The 12295-nt window shown below is 62.2% G+C and carries 14 protein-coding genes and 3 pseudogenes; 10 read left to right on the forward strand and 7 right to left on the reverse strand.

Annotated elements, in window-relative coordinates; genetic code table 11:
- The first annotated feature begins 94 nt into the window (after positions 1 to 94).
- Complete coding sequence (gene pheA, locus B1756_RS06365; protein WP_086887789.1) at positions 95 to 907, forward strand: prephenate dehydratase; 813 nt, start codon at positions 95 to 97, stop codon at positions 905 to 907.
- A 211-nt stretch (positions 908 to 1118) separates the two neighbouring features.
- On the opposite strand, the gene B1756_RS06370 is transcribed toward pheA, so the two are convergent.
- Positions 1119 to 1394 (reverse strand): PadR family transcriptional regulator, encoded by a 276-nt coding sequence (locus B1756_RS06370; RefSeq protein WP_086887790.1) that lies wholly within the window; start codon positions 1392 to 1394, stop codon positions 1119 to 1121.
- Positions 1395 to 1805: 411 nt separating this feature from the next.
- Between B1756_RS06370 and B1756_RS06375 the strand changes: the two genes are divergently transcribed.
- From B1756_RS06375 to B1756_RS06390, 4 genes are all read left to right on the forward strand, one after another.
- Entirely contained in the window at positions 1806 to 2531 is a 726-nt protein-coding gene (locus B1756_RS06375; RefSeq protein WP_086887791.1) for a queuosine precursor transporter, read from the forward strand.
- 84 nt (positions 2532 to 2615) lie between these two features.
- Positions 2616 to 3713 (forward strand): aminopeptidase, encoded by a 1098-nt coding sequence (locus tag B1756_RS06380; RefSeq protein WP_086887792.1) that lies wholly within the window; start codon positions 2616 to 2618, stop codon positions 3711 to 3713.
- 406 nt (positions 3714 to 4119) lie between these two features.
- Complete coding sequence (locus B1756_RS06385; protein WP_086887793.1) at positions 4120 to 4986, forward strand: DMT family transporter; 867 nt, start codon at positions 4120 to 4122, stop codon at positions 4984 to 4986.
- A 57-nt stretch (positions 4987 to 5043) separates the two neighbouring features.
- Positions 5044 to 5658, forward strand: a complete 615-nt coding sequence (locus B1756_RS06390; protein WP_086887794.1) for a DUF309 domain-containing protein — start codon at positions 5044 to 5046, stop codon at positions 5656 to 5658.
- Positions 5659 to 5703: 45 nt separating this feature from the next.
- Here B1756_RS06390 and azf read toward each other — a convergent pair whose 3' ends face one another.
- Entirely contained in the window at positions 5704 to 6450 is a 747-nt protein-coding gene (gene azf / locus B1756_RS06395) for an NAD-dependent glucose-6-phosphate dehydrogenase Azf (protein WP_086887795.1), read from the reverse strand.
- Between the two features lie 93 nt (positions 6451 to 6543).
- On the opposite strand from azf, the gene B1756_RS06400 reads away from it, so the two are divergent.
- The 3 genes from B1756_RS06400 to B1756_RS06410 all read left to right on the forward strand — a co-directional run bounded on the left by B1756_RS06400 (position 6544) and on the right by B1756_RS06410 (position 8509).
- Positions 6544 to 6930 carry a dihydroneopterin aldolase family protein gene (locus B1756_RS06400; protein ID WP_086887796.1) on the forward strand — a complete coding sequence of 129 codons (387 nt, stop codon included), beginning with the start codon at positions 6544 to 6546 and terminating at the stop codon, positions 6928 to 6930.
- A 70-nt stretch (positions 6931 to 7000) separates the two neighbouring features.
- Positions 7001 to 7777: a hypothetical protein gene (locus tag B1756_RS06405; protein WP_086887797.1), complete on the forward strand. Its 777-nt coding sequence runs from the start codon at positions 7001 to 7003 to the stop codon at positions 7775 to 7777.
- A gap of 243 nt (positions 7778 to 8020) precedes the next feature.
- Positions 8021 to 8509 carry a DUF5790 family protein gene (locus tag B1756_RS06410; RefSeq protein WP_086887798.1) on the forward strand — a complete coding sequence of 163 codons (489 nt, stop codon included), beginning with the start codon at positions 8021 to 8023 and terminating at the stop codon, positions 8507 to 8509.
- A gap of 18 nt (positions 8510 to 8527) precedes the next feature.
- Here B1756_RS06410 and B1756_RS06415 read toward each other — a convergent pair whose 3' ends face one another.
- On the reverse strand, positions 8528 to 9295 hold the full coding sequence (locus B1756_RS06415) for a creatininase family protein (protein ID WP_086890070.1): 768 nt from the start codon (positions 9293 to 9295) through the stop codon (positions 8528 to 8530).
- A gap of 118 nt (positions 9296 to 9413) precedes the next feature.
- Here B1756_RS06415 and B1756_RS06420 point away from each other — a divergent pair, with 118 nt between their 5' ends.
- The gene (locus B1756_RS06420) at positions 9414 to 9758 is read left to right on the forward strand and encodes a DUF5789 family protein (protein ID WP_086887799.1); all 345 of its coding nucleotides are present in this window, start codon (positions 9414 to 9416) and stop codon (positions 9756 to 9758) included.
- Positions 9759 to 9784: 26 nt separating this feature from the next.
- On the opposite strand, the pseudogene B1756_RS06425 reads toward B1756_RS06420, so the two are convergent.
- Positions 9785 to 9997 (reverse strand): annotated as a pseudogene (locus B1756_RS06425) (ABC transporter ATP-binding protein); the annotation flags it as partial.
- Here B1756_RS06425 and B1756_RS19570 point away from each other — a divergent pair.
- Positions 9998 to 10177, forward strand: a complete 180-nt coding sequence (locus B1756_RS19570) for a hypothetical protein (RefSeq protein WP_186336543.1) — start codon at positions 9998 to 10000, stop codon at positions 10175 to 10177.
- 119 nt (positions 10178 to 10296) lie between these two features.
- On the opposite strand, the gene B1756_RS19180 is transcribed toward B1756_RS19570, so the two are convergent.
- The 3 genes and pseudogenes from B1756_RS19180 to B1756_RS06435 all read right to left on the reverse strand — a co-directional run.
- On the reverse strand, positions 10297 to 10920 hold the full coding sequence (locus tag B1756_RS19180; protein ID WP_152031265.1) for a hypothetical protein: 624 nt from the start codon (positions 10918 to 10920) through the stop codon (positions 10297 to 10299).
- A 323-nt stretch (positions 10921 to 11243) separates the two neighbouring features.
- Positions 11244 to 11576: pseudogene (locus B1756_RS06430) on the reverse strand (transposase); the annotation flags it as partial.
- Positions 11575 to 11723: pseudogene (locus tag B1756_RS06435) on the reverse strand (IS6 family transposase); the annotation flags it as partial. The pseudogenes B1756_RS06430 and B1756_RS06435, both read right to left, overlap by 2 nt.
- Between the last annotated feature and the right edge of the window lie 572 nt (positions 11724 to 12295).

The following is a 12295-nucleotide window of genomic DNA, read 5'->3' on the forward strand; positions in this document are numbered from 1 at the left end:
AGCCGACCGTTCGATTAGCACCGGGGCGAGTCGAACGACGCCGGCCAGTCGGAACCCGACGCGCTTTTGCCACTCTCGCCGTTACCACGTGTCAATGGCTATAGTGACACTCGGTCCCGAAGGGACCTATTCCCATCGTGCAGCGCGAGCGATCGCTCACGGTGACGAGATTACCTTCCGCCAGTCCGTGACCGCGATCGTGGAAGCCGTCTCCGGTGGCGAGTGCGACCGCGGCGTCGTCCCGATCGAGAACAGTATCGAGGGATCGGTCACCGAGACGCTCGACGCCCTCGCCGACCACGACGTCGCCGTCGTCCGCGAGGTCGTCACGCCGATCAGACACGCCCTCCTCGCCCAGGGCGAGAGCTTCGACACGATCGCCAGTCACTCACAGGCGCTCGCACAGTGTCGCCCCTACCTCGAGCGGGAGTATCCCGACGCCACTCTCGAGGCCGTCGCGAGCACGGCCCAGGGCGTCGAGTTCGCCCGTGAGGACCCGCAGGTCGCGGGGATCGGACACCCGGCGAACGCCGAGAACGGACTCGAGGTGCTGGCCGAAGACATCCAGGAGCAGGATTCGAACGCGACCCGATTCTTCGCGATCGCACCGGCCGATCAGCGGTCCGACGGTGGCGGCAAGACCACTCTGGTCGTCTACCCGAACACGAACTATCCCGGGCTCTTGCTCGAGCTGCTCGAGCCGTTCGCCGACCGGGACGTCAACCTCTCTCGCGTGGAATCACGGCCCAGCGGCCGCCGCCTCGGCGATTACATGTTCCACGTCGACGTCGAGGCCGGACTCTACGAGAGCCGGACACAGGAGGCCATCGAAGAGCTCGAAGCGCTGGCCGAAGACGGGTGGGTTCGACGGCTCGGCTCCTACGACACCGAACACGTCGTCGAGTGAGGGGTCAGGGAGGGTAATCCGTGAGAATAGGCGTCGTGGCAGGTATCGGACCGGTGTCTGTGGCGGGTCCAGTCTCCTCTCGCCGAGTGGAGACGGTCGGGCAGGAGAGAGCCCCGACGAGATAGTTAGACCACGAGCTACGGGCTGGCCGATGGCGGGACGCGTCCACGCTGGCTACCGAGGTCGGGTCGAACCCGAAATCGGCGACCAGTTAGGCGTCGACGTACTGGCGCTCCCACTCCCGGCGGCGCTCGATCGCCTCGAGTCCGTCGTCGGTGATCGCGTAGTAATTCGTTCGGCGATCGAGTTGTCCCTTCTCGACGAGCTCTTTGTTGACGAGCGTGTCGAGATTCGGGTACAGGCGACCGTGATTGATCTCGGCGCTGTAGTAGGTCTCGATCTCGCTTTTGACGTCCTGGCCCGACGGTTGATCGGCCCCGGCGATCACGTAGAGCAGGTCTCGCTGGAACCCGGTCAAATCGTCCATGGTTCACCCATGTGACCCGCCCAACCGTTCGGCTATTTGTTATCTACGGCGTATCGACCCCCGAGAGAGCGTTTCAGACGGCCAATAGGCCGTTGTGGCCGTCGTTACTATCGCCAGTTCACCCGAGGGCGCGACGGTCGGGTGTCGGCTGTCGGCCGACGACTGAACCCGGTCACGATCCGGCATGCGAGCCGCTACCCGATACCCCCCTCGAGTGGAAGCTCCGTAGCTCTCGAGCCGATTTCGATCGGTTGTCGATCGGGCGTAAGTCGAGCCTTTCGTCCACCACTCGCGGCCGTTGTTCGCGCAGTAGTGGCCGCCGATTCGTCGATAATCGGCTGATACTCGACGTCAGGTCGGCGCGGACCGGTCTCGAACGGTTTACGTCAGTCCGATCGCTATGCCTGCAGTATGACGAGCGGAACCTCTCAAGAGGGCGTCCCGACGATCGCGCAAGTTGGCCTGATCGGCCTCTTCGTGACGGCGCTGGTGACGGCCCAGCTGACGGCGTCGAAGGTGCTGGCGTTCGAACTCCCGGTCGCGTTGCCGGTGACGGGTGCGGAACTGGTCCTCCCGGGGGCTGCACTGGCGTACGCGCTGACCTTCCTCGCCAGCGACTGTTACGCGGAGCTGTACGGTCGACGAGCGGCCCAGATCGTCGTCAACGTCGCCTTCGCGTTGAACTTCGTCGTGCTCGTCCTCGTCTGGTCGACGATCGCCGCCCCGGCAGCGCCGACCAGCGTCGACCCCGGCATGTTCGAGACCGTCCTCGGCGCGTCGACCAACATCGTGATCGGGAGCCTGCTCGCCTACCTCGTCAGCCAGAACTGGGACGTGGTCGTCTTCCACCGAATTCGTGAGTACACCGGCCGCGAGAAGCTCTGGCTTCGCAACGTCGCCTCGACGGCGAGCAGTCAGGCCATCGACACCGTCATCTTCGTCGCGATCGCCTTCTCGCTCGCGCCGATGGTCGTCGGCGTCGGTCCCGTCCTCCCGGTCGGGGAACTGCTCGCGCTCATGATCGGCCAGTACATCCTCAAGTTGCTGATCGCACTGGTCGACACACCGATCGTCTACGCCATCGTCCACCTCGTCCGGACGCGCAACGGCGAAACGACAGCAGACGTCCCGGCCTGATCTGGTACCGCCCCCGTTCGTCGTCGAGTCATCGTCGACGACCGGACCGCCGAACGTTTTGTCTCCCGCCCTCGAGACTCCGGCATGGACGAACGCGTGAGAGAACACGCCGAGGTACTGGTCGACTGGAGCGCGCGCGTCGAACCCGGAGACGACGTCGTCCTCTCGGTGGGGCCCGACGCCCACGAACTGGCGGTCGCCGTCGCGGAGTGTCTCGGCGAGCGCGGCGCGAACCTGCTCGCGACGTACAGCTCCGGCGAGGTAACGAGAGCCTATCTCCGTGCTCACGACGGGGACTTCGCCGAACCGGATCACGAACGCGCTCTCTACGAGGCGGCCGACGTCGTCCTCTCGCTCGGCGGCGGCCGGAACGCGAGTGCGACCGCCGACGTCCCCGGCGAGACCCGACAGGCCTACGCCACCGCTCGAGCGGACGTCCGGGAGGCCCGCTTCGACACGCGCTGGGTGTCGACGCTCCACCCGACCCGGTCGCTCGCCCAGCAGGCGAACATGGCCACCGAGGAGTACCGCGAGTTCGCCTACGACGCCATCCTGCGCGACTGGGAGTCACTGGCCGAGAAGATGGCCCGCGTGAAAGACCGACTCGACGAGGGCAACGAGGTGCGTCTCGTCTCGCCCGGGACAGACCTCACCATGTCCATCGACGGGCGGACGGCAGTCAACAGTGCCGCCTCGGTCGCTTACGACTCCCACAACCTCCCAAGCGGCGAGGTCTTCACCGCGCCGTACGCCACCGAAGGCGAGGTCACGTTCGACGTTCCGATGACCATCCGTGGCGAACCCATCCGCGACGTCCGCCTCGAGTTCGAGAGCGGCGAAGTCGTCACCATCGAGGCCGACCAGGGCGAGGGCGTCATCCGGGAAATCGTGGAGACCGACGACGGCGCGCGCCGACTGGGCGAACTCGGCATCGGGATGAACCGCGGCATCGACCGCTACACGAACACGATCCTCTTCGACGAGAAGATGGGCGACACCGTCCACCTCGCGCTCGGCCGGGCCTACGACGCCTGTCTCCCGGAGGACGAGTCGGGTAACGAATCGGCCGTCCACGTCGACCTCATCACCGACGTCAGCGAGCAGTCCCGGCTCGAGGTCGACGGCGAGGTGATCCAGCGCGACGGAACCTTCTGGTTCGAATCGGCCGAAGACGACCGGTGAATCCGTTCCGTCGCTGGCACATAGCGGGCGGTAAGCGATGCCTAGCCACACCGTAGGCAGTCCCCAACGCCGGAAGTCTGTGGATAGTAATGTGACCGGTCGACGACCACTCGAGTACCGCCCGTGACCGGTGGCGGCCAGTAACCGGTCGGGGCGTGACGCTCGCCCCTCCCCGTTCCCCGATTCCACAGTTGTCTGCCCGCCCGGCCGGAGGCGGCACGTATCCGGCATCCCCGTTTCCTCGCGGCCGTTTCTCCTCGAGCGACCGGTCTCCGGTCGACGCGATCGAATAGCCGTTCGCACCGAGCTACGAGCACTCCTGCGAAGGAGCCGACGATCGATCGTCAAACCGCGTGACCGTCGCTCGAGACGACGGGTTTTTGCGGCGTGATTCCAGTCACGAGTCATGGACGACGAGACGATCGGGGTCGCGCTCGTGGTGGCCTCGGCTATCGGGTTCGGAACGCTGGGGATCTTCGGGGTGCTCGCCGCCGAGGAAGGACTCTCGATCCCGACCGTGCTCGCGTTGCGGTTCGCCATCGCCGGACTCGTCGTCTGGGCCGTCCTCTGGCTCCGCGGACGGCTTCGACGGCTCCGCGGGCGGATGCTCGCGATCGCGTTCGCGCTGGGGGCGGTCGGGTACGCCACCCAGAGCGGGCTCTACTTTCTCGGCCTCGAGTTCATGACCGCCGGGATGGTCGCGATCGTCCTCTACACGTATCCGGCGTTCGTCGTCTGTCTCGTCGCGGTCGCCCATCCCGACCGCGTGACGACGACTCTCCTGATCGCCCTCGGCCTGTCGATCGGCGGGGTCGCGCTCATCACCGGTGCCGACCCGGCCGGGGCCGACCCGCGGGGCATCCTCGTCGTCCTTGGCGCGGCGCTCGCGTACTCGCTGTACATCGTCGTCAGCCAGCGCGCGCTCGAGACGGTCGACGCCGAGACGCTGACGGCGTTCGTCCTGCCCGCTGCGGCGATGAGTTTCGTCCTCTTCGGCGCTGGGACCGACACGCTGGCGCTGCCGTCGACTGCCACCGCGTGGGGAGTGACGCTTGCGATCGCGGTCGTCGCGACAGCGATTCCCGTACTCACCTTCTTCGCCGGAATTACGAAGGTCGGAGCCAGCCGGGCGAGCATCATCAGCACCGCCGAGCCCGGCGTCACGGTCGCACTCGGTGCGCTCGTGCTGGGAGAGCCCGTCACGGCAGTCACGATCGTCGGGGGTGCGCTGGTCGTCACGGGCGTCGTCCTCATCCAGCGCGAGGGCGGGTGAGCGGCGAGCGTCCGCTCGTGCCGATACGCTCTCGAGTCTCGAGCCCGAACGCCGGATATGGACGAGGTGCTCCGGGCGGGCGCCGCCATCTACAACGCCGGGTACTACCACGCGGCCCACGACGCCTGGGAAGACCACTGGCTCGAGCTCGAGGCCGGCACGGAAGACGAGCGCCTGCTCCACGGCCTGATCCAGGTCTCCGCGGCGGTCCACCACGCCCGCGAGCGCAACTGGGAAGGGACCGTGGGGCTGGCCGAGAGCGCCCACACGTATCTCGAGGGAGTCCCCGACGACTACCGGGACGTTCGCCTGCCGCCGATACGGGCGTTCCTCGAGACGCTCGCAGCTGACCCCGAGGTCATCGACCGCCGCCAGCCCGTCGCGCTCGCGGTCGGGGGCTCGGTACCGACGCTCGCCGATCTGGGACTCGCGGGGACAGCCATCGCGGCCGTCGTGCTCGCCGAAGAACTGGGGTACGACGAAGCGCCAGTCGAGCGGGCGCGTGCGTACGCGACGGCAGACCTCGCTGCCGGTGACGACGACAGCCGGTTCATCGCGTTGCTGTTCGACTTCGTGCGCGAGTCGGCGAATCGGGGAGTCGTCTACCAGCGACTCGAGGGACACGTCGAGCGCCGGGACTCGAGAGAACGAGACGTCGAAGGGTTGTTCTGATACAGACCGATAGCGCATACCTCCGTCTTCAGGCGCGGGAGGAGGTCAATACTCGTGCTCGGCCGAGTTGTCCCGGGGCTCGTAGCCCAGCACGTCTTTCGCGCGCTCGATCGAGTAGTACTTGCGGTCGTTGTCGGAGATTCCGTAGACGATCTCGTAGTCGTAGTCGGCGCGGATGCAGCGATCGAAGAGGTGGGCGCAGTCGCGATATGAGAGCCACATGGCCTGGCCGCGCTCGTAGTCGATCGGCGGGTGGCCCTTCGTGAGGTTGCCGATGCGGACGTTGACGACGGAGATGCCGTACTCGTCGTGGTAGTAGCGACCGAGGGCCTCGCCGGTGACCTTCGAGACGCCGTAAAGGTTCCCCGGCCGCGGGAGTTCGGTCCCGTCGAGACAGAACTCGTCGTTGGTGCGGTACATGTCAGGCGTGCGCTCGTCGGTTTCGTACCCACCGACGGCGTGGTTCGAGGAGGCGAAGGCCACCTTCTCGACGCCAGCGTCGACGGCCGCCTCGTAGACCGTCTGGGTGCCGTCGATGTTGTTCGGCAGGACGCTCTCCCAGGCGGCGGTCTTCCGGGGGTCACCCGCGAGGTGAATCACCACGTCGATTCCCTCCATCGCTTCCCGGACGGCCTCCTCGTCGGTGATGTCTGCGACGACGAACTCCCCCGGTTGCTCCTCGGTCGGCGGGTCACGATCGAGCAAGCGCCACTCGTGGTCGTCTGCGATCCCGCCGAGGATCGCCTGCCCGACGCCGCCCATCGCCCCCGTGAGCAGGACCGACTGTGCCATTCTCGTGTGGAGGCAGGCACACCGACGATAAGAAGCATGCGATTCGACGAGCGATTTCGCAACTGCAATACAAATCGGGCGCGACGAGAACACATGAGCGATCGCGACCCGACGCCCGCAGAGGCACTCTGCTTCGAGGCCGGCATCAAGTTCGGCACGCTGTACCACCAGTTCGCCGGCACCCCCGTCAGCCCCGCGAGCGCCGACAGCCTCGCTACCGCCATGGAAGACGCCATCGAGAACCAGCCCCACTGCCGATCGGTCACCGTCGACGTCCGCCACGACGAACTCGAGGCTGCCGTCGCCGACGGGGCCGCAGAGTACGTCGAACTCACCGGCCGCTTTCTCGAGGTCGAAATCGTCGTCGACGAGAACGAGGGACTCGAGGTCGTCACCCGGATGGAGATGGACGGCGGCTATCCACTCATGACTGTCGAAACGGTCCGTGAGACGTCGGCGGGAGACGCCAGCGACCGATAGACACGGGTTGAAATTATCCTGCAATCCCGAGAACAGAACTATTAAATTATCTACGTTGGAGTTCCGACGTATGTTGTCGATCATTGCGAGAGGAACGTCGCTCGCGGTCGTCACCGTGCTCGTCGTAGGGCTGTTCGGTGGCACCGTCGCGACCGTTGGCGCACAGGCAGGCGGATACACCGCCGACTCCGAGATTACGATCACGGTCTCCGACGATGGTGAGGTCGAATCCGAACACGTCGTCTACGAACTGCCGGCAGAGCTCTATCAGGGAATGGAGATGGCCGCCGGGATGGACGGCCACGACAGCGTCGCCGACTACTTCGGCTCGATGGCCGTCGAGACCAGAGCCGGCGTTGGGGACTACGAGAACGCCGGAGATTACGAGAGCGGCGACAGCTACGTCGTGGAGTTGACCCTCGTCGATATCGAGACCGACGACCTCGAGGACGTCGAGACGTCGGTCGCCGACGACGGCACCGTCTCCGTCGAGGTGATCGCCGCCGAAGACCCCGTCTATCAATCCGACGCGATGGACGAAGAGACCATCGCGGCCACCGGCGAGTACAGCCTCGTCGTCGAGATGCCCGACGACGTCAGTGAGACGAACGCACTCGAGACGGAGGGGCAGGTCGCAGTCTGGCACCTCCACCAGGACATGCCCGACCGCCTGACCGTCGCGTCCGGGCCGGGCGGCGGTGACGCCGGTTCCGGTGGCGACGCGACTGACGCCGATGACGGTGCGGACGCGTCCGAGGAGGACGGACTCCCCGGCTTCGGGGTCGGTACCGCGGCTATGGCCGCCGTCCTCTGCAGTATTGCGCTGGTACTCGATCGTCGACGCTGAGCCACAGTCGCAACGTTACGACCACGTCGTCATCATCACTATAGTAACAACTGCAACGATTCACACACTGATCGCCGATCCGTCTGGCGGTCAGGTGTGCACTGACGTGCAGTGGCTACTATAATCCGATCGAGTACCGTTTCGAAATCGAACCGACGTTCTGCCTGCTCCGACGCTCTCGAGCCAGTTTTCACTTTCACTTTCGGGCGACCTTTTAACCCTCGTGGCGGTGAACCGACGACTATGACGCAAGCGACCCTCGGCGACGACGAACTGTTCGGCGAAGCCGCCAGCGAGATGCGCGAGGACGTCGAATCCTCGCTCGAGGCAGGCTGGGCGGCCCTCCCCGAGGCAGACGACGTCTGGGAGACCGACGCCGAGAACGTCCTCGGCGTGCTCAACGGCCTCAACTCGGCGCTCGACGCTGGCGACGCCGAGGACCACCTCCGCGATGCCAAGAAGTGGTTCACGATGGGCCAGCGCGCCGACGCCTTCGACGACGCCGACGACTTAGAGGCAGAAATTCTCGACCTCGAGGAGACGATCGAGACCGTCGCCGACGCGGGCGAACAGGTGAGCGAACTGACGGCAACGATCCCCCAGCTTCGTGGAACACTCGAGGAAGCAGGTGCTGCAGACGCTGACGCCGATGCCGACGAGACAGACGCCGAGAGCGATGCAGAACCCGATCCGGACGCGGACGGAACCGCGGAAGAAGCAGACGCCGACTGATCCGATCGGGCCCAGTCGTCACAGATCGCGGTTCCGACGGGGGCCACGACCCCGGTCGAGATCGCTCTCCCACTCACGAGCCACGATCGCCTCGAGCAGCCGCTCGAGGGAGTCGACAGCCAGTTCGAGTAGCTCGTCGCCTCGCGCTGCCGACCCGTCCCGCGGGTCGCCGACCACGCCGTTTTCTGCAAACGCTGCCGAGTCGTAGGCCAGATTGACGTGGCTGACCCACTCGCCCCAGCCGTCGGCAGCGCCGGCGCTCGCCTCGTCGATCCGGCCCTCGCGAACGAGGTCGGGATCGATCGCCCGAAGGAGCGCCGTCTCGAGCGGGCCGCCGTGACCCATGTCGCTCGAATGGTCGCCGACGGCGTCGAACCAGGTGAACGGGACGGTGTAGGCGGTGCCGTCACGGGTGAGCCGCGCGCCGACCTCCCGGAGCGCGTCGACGTTGCCCCCGTGGCCGTTGACGATCACGACGCGGTCGAAGCCGTGGTGGGCGAGACTCTCGATCGACTCGCGGACGTACCGGCGGAACGTCTCCGGGGAGACCCACATCGTTCCCGGGAAGTGGCGGTGTTCCTCGGCGATTCCGACCGGGATGGCCGGCGCGCGGACGACGTCCTGGTCGACGCGCTCGAGCGTAGCGTCGGTGATCGCCTCGGCCGTCACGACGTCGGTCCCGAGGGGGGCGTGCGGGCCGTGCTGTTCCGTGCTGCCGACCGGCAGGATCGCGAGGTCGGTCTCGCAGTCGGCGACGTCCGTCCAGGTGGCCGCCCTGAGGTCCATGTGGCTCTCGAGGAGTGGTCGGGCCTTGTAACCATCGTCCGTGAGTGCCACAGCGGTATTCCCGCGGCGCGCCACGGCAGGCCGAAGACCCTTTTGCTGGTCCCCCGACCGCCCACACATGACCGACGACTCTCGCACACTCGGCGTCGAACTCGGCGACCTCGAGGACCAACTCGAGTCGGCGGCGTACCCGCTCGAGCACGACGAGTTACTCGACGAATACGGCGACGCCGAAATCGAGATGGACGACCACGAGACGACGCTCGAGGAGCTGATCGGCCCGTTAAACGAAGACGAGTACGGCGGCTACGACGAGGTCGAACAGGCGATCATGAACATGGTCGGCGACGAGGCGATCGGACGGAAGAACTACAGTGACCGGACGCCGCCAGCGAGCGGTGAGCAGCGTCAGGACGAGGGGGCACCGGGGCAAGACGATCAGCGAGAACAGCAGTCGTTCTAGCGGTTAGAGCCGACCGTTCGACTCACTCAGTCGTCGTCCCCGGCGTCCGCGTCCACCTCGACTTCCGTCCGCGCCTGTCTGCGCTGGGCACGCTCGATGAACTCCTGTGGGAGGTCGTCGATCTCGCCGGCCTGTACCCCCCAGAGATGGGCGTAGAGGCCGTCTTCCTCGAGCAGTTTCGCGTGGGTGCCGCGTTCGACGATCCGTCCGCCCTCGAGCACGAGGATCTGATCGGCCCGTTGAAGGAGGACAAATACAGCGGCTACGACGAGAGCAAAACCACGATCATGAACATGGTCGGCGACGAGGTGATAGGTCAGAAGAACTACAGCGACCGGACGCCGGCCGCGTCCGGTGAGGAGCGACAAGATGAGGGGACGCCGGATGACGAAGGACACAGAGTCCTGAAATTATTTTAGCAATCAAATTCGGCATTAATGGAAGAAATTGTGTATAAGACACTGATAGGCCGAGACCACCGACTATAATAGATAAATCCATTCAGCTCTGGTTAGGATGCCAGATTACGTCAGTTCAATTATTGGCTTTCAACATCCGAAACCCTACCGGTCAGTATACCAATAGCATCTTCTACAATTTGTGGGTTTTCACTGAAGCCTAAACACACTTCACCGGGAACAACTGGTATGTCAGTGCAATTACGGGCCCACCTGAATGTAAACTGGACACCTAGCTCACGGTCCCCGGTATCACCCTTCTCGTGATCAAGTCGGCTCACAGAGATTCCGTCTTGGAAGGCGAGCACTGCCAATGCCGCGGCGACTATGTACCCTTTTGGACCAAATTTTGTTGCGATAGTTGCGGCACCACTTTCGAGACCAATACGCCCTAACATTACCTCTTGAGCTAACTGGGTATTATCATAATCCAATTTGATCAGGTGGGTTTGCCAAGGAGTTCCAGATGTACTCCTATCATCTGAAATGTAATTTTCGTTTCCACTACTGTGTGGTGTTAAACCTTGGTATTGTTTCTCTTCTAACCCCTGTTCAGTGGGAACTAAGATTACCCCGTTATCCTTTTCTTCAACATCAATGAGACCATTTTCTTTTTGTTTGTTTACTTGCTGTTCAATTCCCTCCAAGTTGTTTTCACTCTCTTCTTTGATTGATTGCTTAAATACAAGCTTGCTATCTTCCATTTTGAAAGCTGGTTCCTCATCTTCTCCAGAAAGATGTTCCTTTTTTTGGTTCGGTCGACGCGGCCACTGACGGGATTCCAATTAGCGTAACTGATCCTGCCGCTACAGACAAAATTCGTCTTCGATTCATCTTTGTTTTGTGGGACCTCTTTTTTCTAACCATCCATACCAATATCCTATGGTTATAATTATAATAGTTTCTATTAACTATTTAGGTGTATAGAATATAATATTTGAATTATGGTCCCCCATAGTGCATTGTTGATTTCGATTGTAGCTCAAATAGCGTGTTTGAGCGGGGCTCGCTCGGGTTTTGGGCATAACTACCGCCGTAGTTGAAACGCTCTGAAATACGGTGTCAGTTTGTTCTTGGAGATTCCTCGATCTAGCGAGAGCCGCCGTCGCGTCAGCGACGCGTGGCCCTCACAAGTGTTGACGTGTGTTTCATCGTCGGTGTATTCGCCATCACCGTGGACGACGTATTCACGGTTGGATGCGTCGTCCTCTTCGAGCGGTTCGTACGCTCGAAAGCCGTTAGTATAAACGGTGAGCGACTCCTGCTGAGTATTGGCCAGCAGGAGTCAGATCGTCGATTCGTCGGCAGCTTTTGCTGGGATTACGTACCGTTGGTCTGTTCCGCGACCAGCGAGAATGAACGGCGACGACCTCTCGAACCGATAATCCAATCGAATGCAATCGCACCCCGACACCTGTTAGGGTGGTCGGGGTGCGCTCGTCTCCCAAACCTCACTACAATTCACGTCCAAGGTTTTTCTGAGCTGATCGGCGAGTTGCGTGAGCACTTCTCGCCACTACCTGCTCGTCCCTCAAACTCTCATCTAGACAGTGCCGTTGCGCCATACTACTAGTTTGACAGCGATAGAGTCTCCAAAGAACAATATAGCAATTGACACCCGATTTCTAATAAACCAGCGGAAGAATAACACAACTATTTCATTCGTTAGATCTGTCATTCAGTAATTTACTCAATATAATCTATTCGCAATATATGATGCAGAGGGAGAAAGTGAGTAAATGAAAATGAGCGTCACGACAAAGGTTGAAAATGCATATCCCAAACTACCGGTTATTATATATCCATAACCTAAGATAATTAAAGACCCAGTGGAATAGACTAACAGATATACATCCCCCAAAATACCAAGCCACTTGATCAATATTATAGTAAATGTATAGGACAGAAATATATTCATTATTAATAATTCAATATTGTTTTGATCGTATGACCGATACCCAAGACCAATAGTCAGTATTAGAAGTGAGAGCATAAGTAAAATCCCAGCATATTCAACGACCGATTTATAACTTACCTTATTGTTAACCACCATTGTAATTACCCTCAACGTATTACACA

The sequence above is a fragment of the Natrarchaeobaculum aegyptiacum genome (assembly GCF_002156705.1).
Taxonomy (GTDB): domain Archaea; phylum Halobacteriota; class Halobacteria; order Halobacteriales; family Natrialbaceae; genus Natrarchaeobaculum; species Natrarchaeobaculum aegyptiacum.